Genomic DNA, 20,961 nt, shown 5'->3' with positions numbered 1-20,961 from the left:
TGCGCCCGTGCCGGTCAGCGGCAGGCCCAAGGTCCAGGCACCGGTGGTTTTGTCAAAGCTCAGTTCCGTGTTGGCGCCTGTGCCGGTGGTCACGTTGGTGGCGCCCACAGTCAGGGTGTAGGTGCCAATTGCCGTGCCTGCGTAGTCCTTGAGGACGACGGTGACGGTGTCGCCGGTCACCAGGTTGATGGTGGCGCCGGTGGTGTCGAGCTTTTTGGCCGTGCCGGTGATGGTGGGCGTGAGGGTGGCCAGGTTGGGCTGCAAGTTGACCGTGGGCACATCGGGCGGCGCAATGTCCACGACCATGGCGTTGTTGTTGTCCGTGGCGGTGTTGCCCGCCAGGTCGGTCACGCTGGTGGTGATGGCGTAGGTGGTGCCGTGGTTCAGGGCCTTGGCATCGGCTTCGCTCAGGGTGTAGGCCCAGGTGTTGGGCTGGCCGCTGACACCGGCCACCACGGTGGCGGTGTAGGTCTGGTTGTTGAGCGTGAGGGTGACTTTGCTGCCCACGTCGGCTTCGGTCGTGCCGCTGACGACGGGCGGCGTGGTGACCGTGCCATTGAGGGTGTAAGTGGCGGTGTCAAAGCCACGCTCCAGCAGGCTGAAGGTGCCGTTCAGACCCGTGGTGCCGGTGGCAGCCACCGCATCACCGGCCACGCTGGTGACGGTGATGTTGGTGGTGGTGTCGATGGTGACTTTGCCGGTGGCAGTGCCCACGGTGCCGTCTGTCGCGGTCAGGCTGACGCTGATGTCTTTGAGGCCGTCGCCAAAGCCCACGGCTTTGTCAAAGGTGCCCGTTATGGGAGTGGCCACGCCGGTGTCCACGCTCCAGTTGCCGCTGGCGTCGGTCATGACGTTGTAGCTGACGCTGCCAATCGTCACGGTGATCGGCCGGTTCGGCTGGTCGCTGGTGCCGCTGATGGTGGGGGTGGTGTCCTTGGTCAGGGCGTCGGTGCTGCTGGTGCCGGTGTCGTTGGTGATGCTGGTGATGGACACCTGCGGGCCAACTGTGGGCTCGATGGTGATCGGCAGCGCCGTGGCCGGGCTGCTCAGGCCGGTGGGGCCGGTTTCGGTCACGCTCAGGGCGTTGGCGCCCAGGGGCAGCGGTGTGGTGGGTGTGACGGCCCATGAACCGTCTGGTGCCACGGTGGCGCTGCCAATCACGTTGCCTTGCGGGTCGGTGATCTTGATGGTGTCACCCGGTGTGCCGGTGCCGCTCAGTGTGGGCGTGGTGTCGGTGGTGCTGCTGTCGCCTTTGGTGCCGCTGTCGGTGGCGGGGTCGAGCTTGGCCGCTGGGGCGGCGGGGGCTACGGCTGGTGCCTCGATGGTGATCGGCAGTGTGGCCGGTGCGCTGGTTTGACCGTTGGCGTCGGTGGCGGTGATGGCCAGCGGTGTGGTGCCTGTGGGCAGCGGTGTGGTGGGCGTGACCGACCAGCTGCCATCGGGTGCCACGGTGGCGGTGCCAATGACGTTGCCTTGCGGGTCTTTGATGGTGATGGTGTCACCCGGTGTGCCGCCCGCGCCGCTGATGGTGGGCGTGGTGTCGGTGGTGCTGCTGTCGCCCTTGGTGCCGCTGTCAGTGGCGGGGTCGAGCACGCCCTTGGGCGCGTCGGGGCCTGCAATCACGGTGTTGATGGGCAACTCGATCAGCAGCTGGCCTTGTGTGGTGCTGTGGTCGTAGATTTTGTAGGTCTTGCCGCCCAGCACGACTTGGCCTTTGTAGTCCCACTGGCCCGTCAGGCCCGTGTTGCCTTGCACGCCAGCGGTGCCAGTCACGCCGTCCACGGCCAGGCCGGTCATGTCCACCGTGTCGGTGTTGGTGCCGTTGACCACAAACTGCACTTTGCCCACGCTGCTGGTGGAGCCCGTGGCCGCAATGTTGCCAATGGCGGTTTGGGTGGTGGCGGTGAAGCTGTAGCCGGTCAGCTCGGTGCCGCCCAGGCTGAGCACGTTGTTGGCGTCAAGCGTGACTTTGCTGGTGCCTTGCAGCTGGAAGACTTCAATCTCTTGAATGGTCTTGACGGTTTGGTTGTGCGTCAGGGCCACCAGATCGAGCGTGGTGCCAGCGGCCAGCTTGAGGGTGTCGACCTTGGCGCCGCCATCCAGCATGCTGCCGCCTGCTGCCAGCAGGGTTTGCAAGTTGGTGCCTGCGCTGATGGTGTCCACGCCGTCCATGCTGTCGAGCACGCCGCCGGTGTAGGTGAGCGTGTCGGGGTTGGGGCTGGCGCCGCTGCCACCGGCCGTCAGGCTGACCACTGGGGCTACGGGTTTGAAGGACAGGTTGTCAAACGACAAGTCCGATGCGTTGAGCTTGGAATAAGTCTGGAACAGCAGCGGGATGCTGCCTGTGGCCGTGGCGGTGTAGGAGATGAACACCTTACCCAGCGTCAGGGCTCGGGTGGTCATGACGGTTTCGCCGTCGATGACGATGTCCATGGCCGTTCTGCCGCCTTGGTCAGACACCACCTTGAAATATTGCGTCATGTAATCAAAGGTGAATTCATAGGTTTGACCTTGAACCACATTGATGTTTTCTGACCAGATTTTGTAGGGGGCTGTGGCAGTGCCCAAGCCATCGAGGCTGGCGACAAAGTATTTGCCCGAATAGAGGCCTTGCGCATCGGTGGCGTTGGTGGCTGCTACTGTTTTGTCATACCAAGTGCCATGCGAATAGGTGCTGACCGCAGAGGTGGTCAACGCAGCGATGGCCGGTGGTGTTGCACTGACCGTGCTGATCGAGTAACACGGTATGCCGTAGTTCATTGACGTGACATACGTGGCCGACGTGGTGAATCCGGTGTTGCCAGCACTGAAGTCGCCGTTGACGATGGCGTTGGACAACTGTGGGACGGTCCACATGTTGGAGGACACACTTTGGTTGCCCAAGGTGTCAACCTGCACAGCCACAAAGCTGTTGCCGCTGTTGCTTGTGCCGGTGAGGCTGTTGACGGTCCATTTGCCATCGGTGCCAACAACTGCAGAGCCCACCACGTTGTTGTAGGTGTTGTCGTAGAGCACGATGGTGTCACCCGCCACACCTGTGCCGCTGACGCTGGACAGGGTGTTGGCTGTGGGGGCCGTGTTGGCCGCATTGGCACCTGTGGCGCCTACGCTGACCTGTGCGGAATCGAGCACCCCGGTGATGACCGGCGCTGCTTCGGTGGTGTCCAACGTGACCAATTGGCTGGTGACAGGGCCTGCCTGGTTGGCGCTGTTGACCACTTTGGCGGTGTAGGTCCAGTTGGCGTTGTAGCCGTTGGTGTCGGTGATGGCCCATTCGGTGCCGTTGACCACGGCGTTGCCAATGAGTTTGCCGTCTGCAAACACTTGCACGGTGTCGCCAGTGCCCAAAGGCAATGCGATGTGGCCCGACAGCAAGCGGCCTGCGCTGGCGTCGTTGGTGGTCCAGTCAGCGTTGGCAGCGGTCAGGCTGCTGTCCTTGGTCATGCTGGAGAACGTGGCCGTGTTGGCCTCGATCGTGATGGGCAGCGCCGTGGCCGGGCTGGTTTGGCCTGCCGTGTTGGTTTCGGTCACGCTCAGGTTGTTGAGGCCTGCGGGCAGCGGTGTGGTGGGTGTGACGGCCCATGAACCATCTGGCGCCACGGTGGCAGAGCCAATCACGTTGCCTTGCGGGTCGGTGATCTTGATGGTGTCACCCGGTGTGCCGGTGCCAGACAGTGTGGGCGTGGTGTCGGTGGTGCTGCTGTCGCCCACGGTGCCGCTGTCGGTGATCGGGTCGAGCTTGGCCGCTGGGGCGGCGGGGGCTACGGCCTCGATGGTGATGGGCAGTGTGGCCGGTGCGCTGGTTTGGCCGTTGGCGTCGGTGGCGGTGATGGCCAGCGGTGTGGTGCCTGCAGGCAGCGGTGTGGTGGGCGTGACGGCCCATGACCCGTCTGGTGCCACGGTGGCGGTGCCAATGACGTTGCCTTGCGGGTCTTTGATGGTGATGGTGTCACCCGGTGTGCCGCCCGCGCCGCTGATGGTGGGCGTGGTGTCGGTGGTGCTGCTGTCGCCTTTGGTGCCGCTGTCGGTGGCGGGGTCGAGCACGCCCTTGGGCGCGTCGGGGCCTGCGATGATGGTGTTGATGGGCAGCTCGATCAGCAGCTGGCCTTGTGTGGTGCTGTGGTCGTAGATTTTGTAGGTCTTGCCGCCCAGCACGACTTGGCCTTTGTAGTCCCACTGGCCCGTCAGACCCGTGTTGCCTTGCACGCCAGCGGTGCCAGTCACGCCGTCCACGGCCAGGCCGCTCATGTCCACGGTGTCGGTCAGGGTGCCGTTGACCACAAACTGCACTTTGCCCACGCTGCTGGTGGAGCCCGTGGCCGCAATGTTGCCAATGGCGGTTTGGGTGGTGGCGGTGAAGCTGTAGCCAGCCAGCTCGGTGCCGCCCAGGCTGAGCACGTTGTTGGCGTCAAGCGTGACTTTGCTGGTGCCTTGCAGCTGGAAGACTTCAATCTCTTGAATGGTCTTGACGGTTTGGTTGTGCGTCAGGGCCACCAGGTCGAGCGTGGTGCCAGCGGCCAGCTTGAGGGTGTCGATGCCTGAGCCGCCGTCGATGTAACCCCCGCCTGTGGACAGAGCGGTCTGCAATGCGGTGCTTGTGGCAACGATGGTGTCGTTGGCACCCAAGGTGCTCAGAGCGCCCGTGCTGAAGTTCAGGGTGTTGGCATCGGCCAACATGGCTTGTCCGGCCACCAATGAGCCATCGGCCTCAAGGATGCTGGTCTGCTTGAGGCCAATGTCGTCCAGGAACAGGCCAATGCCTGGCAGGTTGTTGGAGTCGATGTCCGTGAACTTCATGCGCACGGTATTGCTTGTCGCGACGAAGGTGCCCGAGACGGTTGTCCAGTTGGCGGCGGAGGTGTATTGCTGGCTGAACGTTGTGGCCCCGGTCAGGCCAAACGTGAACTTTTCTGCAGCCTGGAACAGGATGTGCGAGAAGTTCCACGAATACGTCTGGCCTGCGACAACACTGATGTCCTGGTAAATGACACCAGGCGCCAAGCCACCCAAGTCGAGGTATTGGCTGCCTGACTGTGCCATGGGGCCAAACGAGTTGGGGCTGGAGATGATGTCCACAGAACCGGCGGCAATGGTCCAGCCCAGGACACCGGTGGTGTAGGTCTGGAAGTTGCCTGAAACTGGCTTGGGCGCCAGTTCAAAGCTGCCGTTGACTGCGATGTTGGCGTCAATCTTGACGGCGTATTGGTTCGACAAGACGCTGACCGCACCTTCGGTGTTGGTCTGCAGTGCGTAGAAATTGTGCGTGCCGTTGGACAGTATGGTGCCTGTGATGTCGGCGGACCATTGACCGTTCGCATCGACCAGAACACCGGTCTTAACGAGGTTGCCACTGGTGTTGTCGTACAGGCTGATGGTGGAGCCTGCAACGCCTGTGCCTTTGACGGCCAGTGTGTTGTCGGCGGTGGTGGCGTTGTTGGCCACCGACACGGCATACGTTCCATCCTCACCCACGTTGGTGATGACGGGTGCGGCCAGTGTGGGGGCTTCCAGCGTGACCACTTGGCTGACCACAGGGCCTGCCTGGTTGGCGCTGTTGACCACTTTGGCGGTGTAGGTCCAGTTGGCGTTGTAGCCGTTGGTGTCGGTGATGGCCCATTCGGTGCCATTGACCACGGCGTTGCCAATGAGCTTGCCGTCTGCAAACACTTGCACGGTGTCACCCGCTGACAGGGCATGGTCGATGTGACCGGACAGCAAGCGGCCTGCGCTGGCGTCGTTGGTGGTCCAGTCGGCGTGGGCGGTGCCGGTGCTGGAGTCCTTGGTCATGCTGGAGAAGGTGGCCGTGTTGGGCTCGATGGTGACGGGCAGCGCCGTGGCCGGGCTGGTGAGACCTTGCGGGCTGGTTTGTGTGACCGACAGGTTGTTGGTGCCTGTGGGCAGCGGTGTGGTGGGCGTGATGGCCCATGAGCCATCGGGCGCCACGGTGGCGCTGCCAATGACGCTGCCAGCAGGGTCTTTGATGGTGATGGTGTCACCCGGTGTGCCGGTGCCAGACAGTGTGGGCGTGGTGTCGGTGGTGCTGCTGTCGCCCACGGTGCCGCTGTCGGTGATCGGGTCGAGCTTGGCCGCTGGCGCTGCCGGGGCCACGGCTGCCGCTTCGATGGTGATGGGCAGTGTGGTGGCGGGGCTGACGTTGCCAGACGAGTCGGTGGCGGTGATGGCCAGCGGTGTGGTGCCTGTGGGCAGCGGCGTGGTGGGCGTGATGGCCCAGGTGCCGTCGGGCGCGACCATGGCGCTGCCAATGACGTTGCCTTGTGGGTCTTTGATGGTGATGACGTTGCCAGGCGTGCCTGCGCCCGACAGGGTGGGCGTGGTGTCGGTGGTGCTGTTGTCGCCTGCGGTGCCGCTGTCGCTGCCGGGGTCGAGCTTGGCGGCCGGGGCCACGGGGGCCAGGGTGTCGACGACGACGGTGATGACCAGCGGGTTGGTGCTGGTGTTGCCGGCCGGGTCGGTGGCGGTGACGCTCATGGCGTTGATGCCTTCGGGCAGCGCGGTGGTGGGCGTGGCCGCCCAGGTGCCGTCGGCCGCCACCGTGGTGGTGGCAATGACGTTGCCTTGGGCGTCTTTGATGGTGATGACATCACCGGGCTCGCCTTTGCCACTCAGGGTGGGGGTGTTGTCGCTGGTGGTGTTGTCACCCTTGGTGCCGGTGTCGCTGGTGGGGTCGAGCACGGCGATCAGGCCCACGGGGGCTGTGGTGTCGATGGTGACGGGCAGCGTGGTGGAAGGGCTGACGTTGCCAGACGGGTCGGTGGCAGTCACTGCCAGGTTGTTGAGGCCTTCGGAAAGCGGTGTGGTGGGCGTGACAGACCAAGAGCCGTCGGGTGCGACCACGGCGGTGCCGATGACGGCGCCTTGTGGGTTTTTGATGGTGATGGTGTCACCGGGCGTGGCGCCTGCGCCGCTGAGGGTGGGCGTGGTGTCGGTGGTGGTGCTGTCGCCCAGGGTGCCGCTGTCGGTGGCCGGGTTGAGCACGGCTGCAGGGGCGGCCGGTGCGTTGGGGTCGATGACCACGGTGACTGTGAGCGGGCTGGTGATGGTGTTGCCTGCCGGGTCGGTGGCGGTGGCGCTCAGGGCATTGGAGCCGCTGGCCAGCGGTGTGGTGGGCGTGACGGACCAGCTGCCGTTGGCAGCGACCACGGCGGTGCCGATGACATTGCCGTTGGCGTCTTTGATGGCGATGGTGTCGCCCGGTGTGCCACTGCCAGACAGGGTGGGCGTGGTGTCGTTGGTGGTGTTGTCACCTTGGGTGCCGCTGTCGCTTAAGGGGTCAAGCGCAGCAGTCAGTGCGCCTGCGCCGGTGTTGGCGGGCGCTGTGGTGTCGATGGTGACGGGCAGCGGTGTGGGGGCGCTGGTGTTGCCTGCGGGGTCGGTGGCGGTGACGCTGAGCGCGTTGGTGCCTTCGGGCAGGGGTGTGGTGGGGGTGATGGACCATTTGCCAGCGGCATCGACCACGGCGGTTCCGATCACGTTGCCTTGCACGTCTTTGATGGTGATGGTGTCACCGGGCGTGGCGCCGCCGCCGCTGAGCGTGGGCGTGGTGTCGCTGGTGGTGCTGTCGCCCAGCTTGCCGCTGTCGCTGATGGGGTCGAGCACGGCCGCAGGGGCTGCGGGCGCTGTGGTGTCCACGGTGACGGGCAGCGGGCCGAAGGGGCCGACGTTGCCTGCCGGGTCGGTGGCGTTGACTTGCAGGGCGTTCAGGCCTTCTTTGAGCGGGGCGGTGGGCGTGATGCTCCACTGGCCAGCCGCATCGACGATGGCGGTGCCGATGACTTGTCCGCTGGCGTCTTTGATGGTGATGAGGTCACCAAAGGTGCCGGTGCCCGAGAGCACGGGGGTGGTGTCGTTGGTGGTGGCGTCGCCCAGTTTGCCGCTGTCGCTGGCAGAGTCGAGTGCGCCGGTGGGCGCAGCCGGGGCCACGCTGTCCACGGTGACGGGCGAGGTGGTGGCCGGGCTGGTGACGCCGCCCACGGTGGCGGTGACGCTGAGCTGGCTTTGGCCTTCGGGCAAGGCGGTGGTGGGCGTGGCGGACCAGTTGCCCGATGCGTCCACGGTGGCGCTGGCCACGACTTGGCCGTCTTTGTCCTTGATCTCAATCAGGGCGCCAGGGGTGCCGGTGCCGGAGAAGGTGGGCGTGTTGTCGGTGGTGATGCCGTCGCCGGGGGTGCCGGTGTCGGTGACCGCGTTGAGGCTGACCACCGGGATGGTGTCGTTGACGCTCAGGGTGGCGGGGTCGGTGGCAATGTTGCCTGCGGCGTCGGTCACGGTGGCGACCACGGGGTAAGTCTGGCCGCTGGTGAAGGCGCCCAGGGTGCCGCTGGCGGGGGTGGCGGCGTTGGGGCCGGTCACGTTCAGCGTCCAGTTGCCCAGTGCGTCGGGGGTGACGTTGTAGGTGGCGCCGTTGACGGTGACGGTGAGCACGTCGCCCACGGTGTAGCTGGCGGGCACGGTGCCTGCCAGGATGACGCCGTCAGGGTTGGCGTTTTGGTCGTTGGCCGTCACGCCGGTGGGCACGCTGGTGTCCACGGTGATGGGCAGCGGTGTGGGTGCGCTGGTTTGGCCGGTGGGGTTGGTTTCCGTGACGCTGAGGTTGTTCAGGCCTTCGGGCAGCGCTGTGGTGGGCGTGATGCTCCATTGGCCGTTGGCCGCGACCACGGCGGTGCCGATGGTGTTGCCTTGTGGGTCTTTGATGGTGATGGTGTCACCGGGCGTGCCGGTGCCGCTCAGCACGGGGGTGTTGTCGCTGGTGGTGCTGTCACCTTTGGTGCCGGTGTCGCTCACGGGGTCGAGCACGGCGCCGGGCGCTGCGGGGGCAGGCGGCGTGGTGTCAATGACCAGCGGCAAGGCGGTGGGCGCGCTGGTGTTGCCTGCGGGGTCGGTGGCAGTGATGGCCAGGTTGTTGATGCCGTCGGGCAGCGCTGTGGTGGGCGTGGCCGCCCAGGTGCCGTTGGGCTGGACCACGGCGGTGGCAATGACGTTGCCTTGCGGGTCTTTGATGGTGATGGTGTCGCCAGGCGTGCCGCTGCCGGACAGCGTGGGCGTGTTGTCGTTGGTGGTGTTGTCACCCACGGTGCCGCTGTCGCTGATGGGGTCGAGCTTGGCTGCTGGGGCCACGGGGCCTGCGGTGTCCACCACCACGGTGACAAGCAGCGGGTTGGTGACGGTGTTGCCAGCCGGGTCGGTGGCGCTGACGCTTAAAGGGTTGCTGCCGGTGGGCAGCGGTGTGGTGGGGGTGATGGACCAGTGGCCCGATGCGTCGACCACGGCGGTGCCGATGACGGTGCCGGTGGCGTCTTTGATGGCGATGACATCGCCGGGGTTGCCCGCGCCGCTCAAGGTGGGCGTGCTGTCGCTGGTGGTGTTGTCACCTTTGGTGCCGGTGTCGCTGGTGGGGTCGAGGGCGGCAGTCAGGGCACCTGCGCCGGTGGTGGCCGGTGGCGTGGTGTCGATGGTGATGGGCAGTGTGGCCGGGGCGCTGGTGTTGCCAGCGGGGTCGGTGGCGGTGGCGGTGAGGTTGTTCAGGCCTTCGGGCAGCGCTGTGGTGGGCGTGATGGCCCAGGTGCCGTCGGGTGCGACCACGGCGGTGCCGAGCACGGTGCCGTCGGGTGCTTTGAGGGTGATGGTGTCACCCGGTGTGCCGGTGCCGTCGATGGTGGGCGTGGTGTCGTTGGTGGTTTTGTCACCCAGCACGCCGCTGTCGCTGGTGTCGGCCAGGTTGGCCACGGGCGCTGCGGGGGCCAGGCTGTCGATGACCAGGGGCAGTGTGGTGGCGGGGCTGGTGTTGCCTGCGGGGTCGGTGGCGGTGATGGCCAGGGCGATGGGGCCTTCGGGCAGCGGCGTGGTGGGCGTGGCGGCCCAGGTGCCGTCGGGTTGCACGGTGGCTGTGGCGATGACGTTGCCCTGTGGGTCTTTGAGGGTGATGGTGTCACCCGGTGTGCCGGTGCCGGTGATGGTGGGCGTGGTGTCGTTGGTGGTGCCGTCGCCTTTGACGCCGCTGTCGCTCGGGGCAGACAGAACAGCTGCCGGGGCGGCAGGGCCAGCGGTGTCGACCGCGATGACGAGCACCAGCGGTGCGCTGGCGGTGGTGTTGCCTGCCGGGTCGGTGGCGGTGACGACCAGCGGGACGCTGCCGGTGGGCAGCGGCGCGGTGGGCGTGACGGACCAGGTGCCGTTGGCCAGCACGGTGGCGGTGCCGATCAGGTTGCCAGCGGCGTCTTTGATGGTGACGGTGTCGCCAGGCGTGCCGGTGCCGCTCAGGGTGGGCGTGGTGTCGTTGGTGGTTTTGTCACCCAGGGCGCCGCTGTCGCTGGTGGGGTCGAGCACGGCGGTCAGGCCGCCTGCGCCGGTGGTGGCGGGTGCTGTGGTGTCGATGATGACGGGCAGCGGCGCGGGGGCGCTGGTGTTGCCTGCCGGGTCGGTGGCGGTGATGGTCAGTGCGTTGGGGCCTTCGGCCAGCGGTGTGGTGGGCGTGATGCTCCATTTGCCAGTGGCGTCGACCACGGCGGTGCCGAGCACGGTGCCGTCGGGCGCTTTGAGGGTGATGGTGTCACCCGGTGTGCCCTGCCCGCTCAGGGTGGGCGTGGTGTCGTTGGTGGTTTTGTCGAGCTTGGTGCCGCTGTCGCTGATGGGGTCGAGCAGGCCGGTGGGCGCTGCGGGCGGTGTGGTGTCGATGGTGACGGGCAGCGGCGTGGGTGCGCTGACGTTGCCGGACGGATCTGTGGCGGTGACGGCCAGGTTGATCAGGCCATCTGGCAAGGCTGTTGTGGGCGTGACGGCCCAGGTGCCGTCGGGTGCCACGGTGGTGGTGCCGATGACGTTGCCTTGGGGGTCTTTGATGGTGATGGTGTCACCAGGGGTGGCGCCAGCGCCGCTCAATGTGGGCGTGTTGTCGTTGGTGGTGCTGTCGAGCTTTTTGCCGCTGTCGCTGGTGGGGTCGAGCACGGCAGCCGGTGCGGCGGGCGGTGTGGTGTCGATGGTGATGGGCAGCGGCGTGGCGGGGCTGCTCAGGCCTGCGGGGTTTGTTTCGGTGACGGACAGGTTGATCAGGCCGTCTGGCAGCGCGGTGGTGGGCGTGGCCGCCCAAGTGCCGTTGGCCGCGACCACGGCGGTGGCGATGACGTTGCCTTGTGGGTCTTTGACGGTGATGGTGTCACCGGGCGTGCCGGTGCCGCTCAAAGTGGGCGTGTTGTCGCTGGTGGTGCTGTCAAGCAGCTTGCCGCTGTCGCTGGTCGGGTCGAGCACGGCAGCGGGTGCGGCGGGCGCAGTGGCTGGGGCTTCGATGGTGACGGGCAGTGGCGCGGGGGCGCTGACGTTGCCAGACGGATCTGTGGCAGTGGCGGTCAGGGCGTTCAGGCCCAGCGGCAGTGCCGTGGTGGGCGTGATGGACCAAGTGCCGTTGGCCGCGACCACGGCGGTGCCGATGACGTTGCCTTGGGGGTCTTTGACGGTGATGAGGTCACCGGCGGTGCCGGTGCCAGACAGCGTGGGCGTGGTGTCTGTGGTGGTTTTGTCACCCACGGTGCCGGTGTCGCTGGTGGGGTCAAGCACGGCGCCGGGCGCTGCGGGTGGTGTGGTGTCGATGGTGATGGGCAGCGGTGTGGGGGCGCTGACGTTGCCAGACGGATCTGTGGCCGTGACGGCTAGGTTGATCAAGCCATCTGGCAGCGGTGTTGTTGGCGTGACCGCCCAGGTGCCGTCGGGTGCCACGGTGGTGGTGCCGATGACGTTGCCTTGTGGGTCTTTGATGGTGATGACATCACCGGGCGTGGCACCGCCACCACTCAAGGTGGGCGTGTTGTCGTTGGTGGTGCTGTCGAGCAGTTTGCCGCTGTCGCTGCTCGGGTCGAGCACGGCAGCCGGTGCAGCGGGGGCTGTGGTGTCGATGGTGATGGGCAGCGGTGTGGGCGCGCTGACGTTGCCAGACGGATCTGTGGCGGTGACGCTCAATGGAATGAGGCCATCAGGCAGCGGTGTTGTGGGCGTAACAGCCCATGTGCCGTTGGCCGCGACCACGGCGGTGCCGATGACGTTGCCCTGTGGGTCTTTGATGGTAATGGTGTCACCCGGCGTGGCGCCTGCGCCCGAGAGCGTGGGCGTGTTGTCGCTGGTGGTGCTGTCGAGCAGCTTGCCGCTGTCGCTGGTGGGGTCGAGCACGGCCGCTGGGGCTGCGGGTGGCGTGGTGTCGATGGTGATGGGCAGCGGTGTGGGCGCGCTGACGTTGCCGGACGGATCTGTGGCGGTGACGCTCAATGGGATCAAGCCATCAGGCAAGGCTGTGGTGGGCGTGACCGCCCAGGTGCCGTTGGCCGCGACCACGGCGGTGCCGATGACGTTGCCTTGTGGGTCTTTGATGGTGATGACATCACCGGGCGTGGCACCTGCGCCGCTCAATGTGGGCGTGTTGTCGCTGGTGGTGCTGTCAAGCAGCTTGCCGCTGTCGCTGGTGGGGTCGAGCACGGCAGCCGGTGCGGCGGGTGGCGTGGTGTCGATGGTGATGGGCAGCGGTGTGGGGGCGCTGGTGTTGCCTGCCGGGTCGGTGGCAGTCACAGCCAGGTTGATCAGGCCGTCTGGCAGCGGTGTTGTTGGCGTGACGGCCCATGTGCCGTTGGCCGCGACCACGGCGGTGCCAATGACGTTGCCTTGTGGGTCTTTGATGGTGATCGTGTCACCGGGCGTGGCACCGCCACCGCTCAGGGTTGGCGTGTTGTCGTTGGTGGTGCTGTCCAAGAGCTTGCCGCTGTCGCTGGTCGGGTCGAGCACGGCCGCAGGGGCTGCGGGCGGTGTGGTGTCGATGGTGATGGGCAGCGGGGTCGGTGCGCTGGTGTTGCCTGCCGGGTCGGTGGCAGTCACAGCCAGGTTGATCAGGCCGTCAGGCAAGGCTGTTGTGGGCGTGACGGCCCAGGTGCCGTTGGCCGCGACCACGGCGGTGCCGATGACGTTGCCTTGTGGGTCTTTGATGGTGATCGTGTCACCAGGGGTGGCGCCAGCGCCGCTCAATGTGGGCGTGTTGTCGTTGGTGGTGCTGTCAAGCAGTTTGCCGCTGTCGCTGGTGGGGTCGAGCACGGCAGCCGGTGCAGCGGGGCCTGTGGTGTCGATGGTGATGGGCAGCGGCGTCGGTGCGCTGGTGTTGCCGGACGGATCTGTGGCCGTGACGGCCAGGTTGATCAGGCCATCTGGCAAGGCTGTTGTGGGCGTAACAGCCCATGTGCCGTTGGCGGCGACCACGGCGGTGCCGATGACGTTGCCTTGTGGGTCTTTGATGGTGATGGTGTCACCGGGGGTGGCGCCAGCGCCGCTCAATGTGGGCGTGTTGTCGTTGGTGGTGCTGTCGAGCTTTTTGCCGCTGTCGCTGGTGGGGTCGAGCACGGCAGCCGGTGCAGCGGGGCCTGTGGTGTCGATGGTGATGGGCAGCGGGGTCGGTGCGCTGGTGTTGCCTGCCGGGTCGGTGGCAGTCACAGCCAGGTTGATCAAACCGTCTGGCAAGGCTGTTGTGGGCGTGACGGCCCAGGTGCCGTTGGCCGCCACGACGGCGGTGCCGATGACGTTGCCTTGTGGGTCTTTGATGGTGATGGTGTCACCCGGCGTGGCGCCGCCACCGCTCAGGGTTGGCGTGTTGTCGCTGGTGGTGCTGTCCAAGAGCTTGCCGCTGTCGCTGGTGGGGTCGAGCACGGCAGCCGGTGCGGCTGGGGCAGTGGTGTCGATGGTGATGGGCAGCGGTGTGGGGGCGCTGGTGTTGCCTGCCGGGTCGGTGGCTGTGACGGCCAGGGCGATGGTGCCGTCTGGCAAGGCGGTCGTGGGCGTGACCGCCCAGTGGCCAGCGGCGTCCACCACGGCGGTGCCGATGACTTTGCCAGTGGGGTCTTTGATGGTGATGGTGTCACCGGGTGTGCCTGCGCCGCTGAGCGTGGGCGTGTTGTCGTTGGTGGTGCTGTCCAGCAGTTTGCCGCTGTCGCTGGTCGGGTCGAGCACGGCCGTGGGCGATGCGGGGACCACTGCGTCAATGACGATGGTGACGGGCAGCACGGCGTCAATGACGGTGCCCGATGGGCTGGTGGCCGTGACCAGCAGGGTGTTGATGCCGCTGGGCAGCGGTGTGGTGGGCGTAGCGGTCCAGGTGCCGTTGGGCTGTACCACGGCAGTCGCAATGACTTGGCCTGCGGCGTTCTTGATGGCGATGGTGTCGCCGGGTATGCCGGTGCCGTTCAGGGTCGGTGTGGTGTCGTTGGTGATGCTGTCACCGACCACGCCGCTGTCGCTGGTGGCAGCCAATGTGGCCGTCAGAGTGCCTGCAGGCAGGGCCTGGATGGTGACGGGCAGCGGTGCAGCGGGGCTGGTGACGCCGCTGGTGGGGTTGGTTTCAGTCACCGTGAGGGCGTTCAGGCCCAGCGGCAACGCCGTGGTGGGCGTGGCAGCCCAGGTGCCGTCTGGCGCAACGGTGGCCGTGGCGATGACGTTGCCTTGTGGGTCTTTGATGGCGATGGTGTCGCCGGGCGTGCCGGTGCCGCTCAGGGTCGGCGTGGTGTCGGTGGTGGTGCTGTCGCCCACGGTGCCGGTGTCGCTGCTCAGGTCGAGCTTGGCCACGGGTGCGCCGATGGTGCCGGGCACGATGGTCACAGGCAGCGGCGCGGGGGCGCTGGTGTTGCCTGCGGGGTCAGTAGCGGTGGCGGTCAGGGCGTTCAGGCCCAGCGGCAAGGCCGTGGTGGGCGTGACGGACCAGCTGCCGGTGGGGGTGACGACGGCGGTGCCAATCACTGCGCCGGTGGCGTCTTTGATGGTGATGGTGTCGCCGGGCGTGCCGGTGCCGCTCAGTGTGGGGGTGTTGTCGCTGGTGGTTTTGTCACCCAGGGTGCCGCTGTCGCTGGTGGGGTCGAGCGCGGCCACGAGGGTGGCTGCGCTGGTGTCCACGGTGACGGGCAGCGGGGTGGCGGGGCTGGTCAGGCCCGCAGGGTTGGTTGCGGTGACGCTGAGGTTGTTGAGGCCTTCGGCCAGCGGCGTGGTGGGTGTGATGGCCCAGCTGCCTGTGGCGTCCACCACGGCGGTGCCGATGACTTTGCCGGTGGGGTCTTTGATGGTGATGGTGTCACCGGGCGTGCCGGTGCCGCTGAGCACGGGGGTGCTGTCGTTGGTGGTGTTGTCGTAGAGCTTGCCGCTGTCGCTGACGATGTCGAGCTGGGCTGCGGGTGCTGTAGGGGCAACTGGCCCGGCCCCTGCTTCGATGGTGATGGGCAGCGGTGTGGGCGCGCTGGTGTTGCCGGCCGGGTTGGTTTCGGTGACGCTGAGGTTGTTGGTGCCCAGGGGCAGCGGGTTGACGGGGGTGGCGGCCCAGGTGCCGTTGGGCGCGACGGTGGCCGTGGCGATGACGTTGCCCAGTGGGTCTTTGACGGTGATGGTGTCACCGGGCACGCCGGTGCCCGACAGGGTGGGCGTGGTGTCGGTGGTGGTTTTGTCGCCCAGGGTGCCGCTGTCGCTGATGGGGTCGAGGATGGCAGCGGGTGCTGCGGGTGCTGGCGCCACAGGGGTGGCGCTGATGCTGAAACTGGCGATGTTGTTGTTGTCGGCACCGTCTTTGTTGAGGTTGCCGGTGGCGTCGGTGAATTTGTCGCTGGTCACGAACAGCATGGCGCTTTGGGCACCGGCTGCGGGTGTGAAGGTGGCGGTGTAGACGAGCGGGTTGGTGGGGCTTTGGGCAAAGCCTGTCAGGGTGCCGCCCATGACGGTGATGTCAGCTGCGGTGAAGTCGCTGGTGGCGTCAGACAGGGTGAAGGTGACGGTGGCGGTGTCGGTAGCAGCCAGCAGCGATTTGTTGGCGCTGACGATGACGCTGGGGGTGACGCTGTCGATGGTGACGGGCAGCGGCGCCGAGGGGCTGACGTTGCCGGCCGGGTCGGTGGCGGTCATGGTGAGGGCGTTGAGGCCTTCGGGCAGTGCGGTGGCGGGCGTGGCGGCCCAGGTGCCGTTGGCCGCGACCACGGCGGTGGCAATCACGTTGCCAGCGGGGTCTTTGATGGTGATGGTGTCGCCAGGCGTGCCGGTGCCAGACAGCGTGGGGGTGGTGTCGGCGGTGGTTTTGTCACCGACGACGCCGGTATCGCTGATGGCGGCCAGGGTGCCTGCGGGGGCGGCAGGGGCCACGCTGTCGATGGTGACGGGCAGCGCGGTGGGGGCGCTGGTGTTGCCGTCAGGGTCGGTGGCGGTGATGGCCAGGTTGTTCAGGCCTTGGGGCAGTGGGTTGACCGGTGTGGCGGCCCAGGTGCCGTCGGGTTGCACGGTGGCGGTGGCAATGACGTTGCCCTGGGGGTCTTTGACGGTGATGACGTCACCGGGGGTGCCGGTGCCGCTCAGGGTGGGGGTGGTGTCGGTGGTGGCTTGGTCGCCTTTGTTGCCGCTGTCACTGATGGGGTCGAGGATGGCGCCGGGCGCGGTGGGGCCTGTGCTGTCGATGGTGATGGGCAGTGGCTGGGTGCTGGTGGCGCCTGTGGGGCTGGTTTCGACCACGCTCAGGTTGTTCAGACCCTGGGGCAGTGGGTTGGCCGGGGTGGCGGTCCAGGTGCCGTTGGGGCCGACGGTGGCGGTGGCAATGACGGTGCCTGCGGCGTCTTTGATGGCGATGGTGTCGCCGGGCGTGCCGGTGCCGCTGAGGGTGGGGGTGGTGTCGTTGGTTTTGCCGTCACCCTTGGTGCCGCTGTCGCTGGTGGGGTCGATCGCGGCGGTCAGGGGGGTGAGTGCGGGGCCAGCGGTGATGCTGTAGGACAGGGCGTTGTTGGTGTCGGCGCCGTCGAGGTTGATGTTGCCTGCGGCGTCGCTGAATTTGTTGCTGGTCACCAGCACGGCGGCGCTGCTGGCACCGGCTGCGGGGGTGAAGGTGGCGGTGTAGACCAGCGGGTTGGTGGGGCTTTGCGTCAGGCCGCTGATGGTGCCGCCGATGACGGTGATGTCGGCAGCGGTGAAGTCTGCACTGGCTTCACTCAAGGTGAAGGTGACGGTGGCGGCCTGGCCTGTGGTGAGGGCGCTGGCGTTGGTGCTGAGCGCGATGGTGGGCGCTGCGCTGTCGATGACGATGGGCAGCTGGGCGGTGCTGGTGGCGCCGGTGGGGCTGGTTTCGACCACGCTCAGGTTGTTGAGGCCTTGGGGCAGTGGGTTGGCCGGGGTGGCGGTCCAGGTGCCGTTGGCAGCAACCACGGCAGTGGCGATGGTGTTGCCCGCAGCGTCTTTGATGGCGATGGTGTCACCGGGCGTGCCCGAGCCGCTGATGGTGGGCGTGGTGTCGTTGGTGATGTTGTCGGTGGTCAACCCGCTGTTGCTGATGGGGTTGAGGATGGCCCCCAGGGGCGATGGGGCCACGCTGTCGATGGTGATGGGCAGCGGTGTGGCGGGGCTGGACAGACCGGCGGGGCTGGTTTCGACCACGCTCAGGTTGTTCAGGCCCTGGGGCAGTGGGTTGAGCGGTGTGGCGGTCCAGGTGCCGTTGGGCAGGACGACGGTGGTAGCGATGACGTTGCCCGCAGCGTCTTTGATGGCGATGGTGTCGCCAGGCGTGCCTGCGCCGCTGATGGTGGGGGTGGTGTCGTTGGTGAGTTGGTCACCTTTGGCGCCGCTGTCGCTGATGGGGTCGAGGATGGCAGCGGGCGCTGCGGGGGCGACCGGGGTCACGGCTGCAGCGTTGATGCTGAAGCTGGCGAGGTTGTTGAGTTCGGCGCCGTCTTGGTTGAGGTTGCCGGAGGCGTCGGTGAATTTGTCGTTGCCCACAAAGACCATGGCGCTGTGCGCACCGGCGGTGGGGGTGAAGGTGGCGGTGTAGACGAGCGGGTTGGTGGGGCTCTTGGCAAAGCCGCTCAGGGTGCCGCCGATGACGGTGATGTCAGAAACGCTGAAGTCGCTGGCAGCGTCACTCAGGGTGAAGGTGATGGTGGTGGCTTCACCGGCTGCCAGCACGCCTTTGGGGGCGCTGACGGCGATGGTGGGGGCTGCGCTGTCGATGGTGATGGGCAGCGGTGTGGGGGCGCTGGCCAGGCCCGTGGGGCCGGTTTCGATGACGCTGAGGTTGTTCAAGCCTTGGGGCAAGGCGGTGGCCGGTGTGGCTTGCCAGGTGCCGTTGGCCGCAACCACGGCGGTGGCGATGGTGTTGCCAGCGGCGTCTTTGATGCTGATGGTGTCGCCGGGGGTGCCGGTGCCAGACAGGGTGGGGGTGTTGTCGGTGGTGGTGTTGTCACCCTGGGTGCCGCTGTCGCTGATGGCGTTGAGGATGGCGGCAGGGGCTGAGGGGGCCACAGGTGTGGGTGGCACGACTGCGCTTTGGATGGTCAGCGGCAGTGCGGTGGGGGCGCTGGCCAGGCCAGCCGGGCTGGTTTCGATGACGCTGAGGTTGTTCAGGCCCACAGGCAGTGGGTTGACGGGCGTGGCCATCCAGGTGCCGTTGGCCGCCACCACGGCGGTGGCGATGACGTTGCCAGCAGCGTCTTTGATGCTGATGGTGTCGCCAGGGGTGCCGGTGCCAGACAAGGTGGGGGTGTTGTCGGTGGTGGTGTTGTCACCCTGGGTGCCGCTGTCGCTGATGGCGTTCAGGATGGCGGCAGGGGCTGAGGGGGCCACAGGTGTGGTGGGCGTGCATTGCAGGCCGAAGGACCAGGCGTTGTTGAGGTCGGCGCCGTCTTTGTTCAGGTTGCCTGCGGCGTCGGTGAATGTGTCGCTGCTGACGAACAGGGCCGCGCTGCGGGCGGTGGCGCTGGGGGTGAAGGTGGCCGTGTAGACCTTGCCGCTGCCGGTGAAGTTGCTGAGGGTGCCGCCGATGACGGTGATGTCGCTCAGGGTGAAGTCGGTGCTGTCTTCGCTCAGGGCGAAGGTGACGGTGGTGACTTCGCCTGCGGCGAGCACGGTTTTGAAGGCGCTGATGGCGATGGTGGGCGGCGTGGCGTCGGCCACGGCGCAGTTGAAGCCCAGCGAAACGGCATTGTTCAGCTCTGCGCCGTCTTTGTTGAAGTTGCCTGCAGCGTCTGTGAAGCGGTCGCTGCTGACCAGCACCATGGCGCCCAGGGTGGTGGCAAAGGGCGTGAAGGTGGCCGTGTAGACCAGGGGGTTGGTGGCGCTGTGCACCAAGTTGCTCATGGTGCCGCCGATGGCTGTGATGTCGGCCAAGGTGAAGTCAGTGCTGGCCTCACTCAGGGTGAAGGTGACGGTGGCGGTTTCACCGGTGTTGAGGATGTCTTTGTCGCTGGCCAACGCAATGGTGGGCGGCGTGGTGTCGGCTGCGGGGGGCGTGACGGGGGTGGTTTCTGGCGGGCAGTTGGTTTTGAGGCTGACGGCGTTGTTGATGTCGGCGCCGTCTTTGTTGTTGTTGCCTGCGGCGTCGGTGAAGGTGTTGCTGGACACCACGATCATGGCGCTGGAGCCTGTGGCGGTGGGCGTGAAGGTGGCGGTGTAGCTGGTGCCCGAGCCCTGGAAGTTGCTGAGCGTGCCGCCGGTGACGCTGATGTCGCCCAGCGTGAAGTTGCTGCTGGCTTCAGACAGGGTGAAGGTGATGGTGGCCGTCTGGCCTTGCAGCAGGTCGACTTTGTCGGTGCTGACGATGATGGTGGGCGGCGTGCTGTCGAGGTTGAAGCTGACGGTGTTGTTGGCGTCTGCACCGTCGGCGTTGTTGTTGCCTGCGGCGTCGGTGAAGCGGTTGCTGTCGACCTTGACGCTGGCGGTGCTGGCACCGGCTGTGGGTGTGAAGGTGGCGGTGTAGCTGGTGCCCGATCCGCTGAAGTTGCTCAGCGTGCCGCCGGTGACGGTGACGTCGGCGGCGGTGAAGTTGACGCTGGCTTCAGACAGGGTGAAGGTGACGGTGGCCGTCTCCCCTGCCCCGAGGCTGGACTTGAGGCTGCTGACGATGACGGTGGGGGGCGTGGTGTCGAGGTTGAGCGTGAGGCTGGCGGTGTTGTTGGCGTCTGCGCCGTCGGCGTTCTGGTTGCCCGAAGCGTCGGTGAATTTGTTGCTGTCTACATGCACGGTGGCGCTGGTGTTGCCTGCAGCGGGTGTAAAGGTGGCGGTGTAGACGAGAGGGTTGGTGGCGCTTTGGGCAAAACCGCTGAGCGTGCCGCCCATGACTGTGACATCAGCGGCGGTGAAGTCTGTGGCGAGTTCGCTCAGGGTGAAGGTGACGACAGCCGTCTGGCCTGCGGCCAGAGCGGTTTGGTCAGCGGTGACAACAATCGTGGGCGGCGTGGTGTCGATCTTGCACTGGATGGCGATCGAGGCCATGTTGTTCAACTCCATGCCGTCCTGGTTGAAGTTGCCTGCGGCGTCGGTGAAGCTTTCGCTGGCAATGAAGAGGGCTGCGCTCAGGGCGTTGGCGTTGGGCGTGAAGGTGGCGGTGTAGACGAGCGGGTTGGTGGCGCTTTGTGTCCAGCCGCTCAGGGTGCCGCCGATGACGGTGACGTCGCTTTGCGTGAAGTTGCTGCTGGCTTCGGACAGCGTGAAGGTGATGAGGTCAGTGTCACCGGGGCGCACACGGGTTTTGGTGTTGCTGATCATCACGGTGGGGGCCGTGGTGTCTGCGGGGGCGTTGGTGTTGCACAGCAGGCCGACGCTGAAGGATGCGGCGTTGTTGGCGTCTGCGCCGTCTTTGTTGAGGGTGCCTGTGGCGTTGCTGAAGGTGTCGCTGCCGACCATGACGAAGGCACTCGACACGTTGGCGCTGGGCGTGAAGGTGGCGGAGTAGCTGGTGCCCGAGCCTGCGAAGTTGCTCAGGCTGCCACCAATGGCCGTGACGTCAGCGGCGCTGAAGTTGGTGCTGGCCTGTGACAGGGTGAACGACAGGTTGGTGGTTTCGCCCACAGACAGATTGGTTTTGCTGGCAGCGATGGCGATGAAGGGGGTGGTGCTGTCGTTCATGGTGAGGCCTGTTGTTGTTTGGGTGACGGTGTTGGTGGTCGAGGGCGTGGAATTGCTGGTGGTGTCGGTCAT

1 protein-coding gene (cut by a window edge) is annotated in these 20,961 nt (G+C 66.5%); it reads right to left on the bottom strand.

What is annotated here, in order from left to right; translation table 11 throughout:
- Window positions 1-20,961, bottom strand: partial view of an Ig-like domain-containing protein gene (locus B9Z51_RS19025; RefSeq protein ID WP_108376520.1) — the 5' portion only. 8,448 nt of this gene lie to the left of the window's left edge; 20,961 of the gene's 29,409 nt are visible here — the first part of the coding sequence; its start codon is at window positions 20,959-20,961; the stop codon falls past the left edge of the window.

Source organism: Limnohabitans sp. T6-5, assembly GCF_003063315.1.
GTDB lineage: Bacteria > Pseudomonadota > Gammaproteobacteria > Burkholderiales > Burkholderiaceae_C > Limnohabitans_A.
Note: the sequence above shows the minus strand (reverse complement) of the source record. Positions and strands in the feature narration are given on the sequence as shown.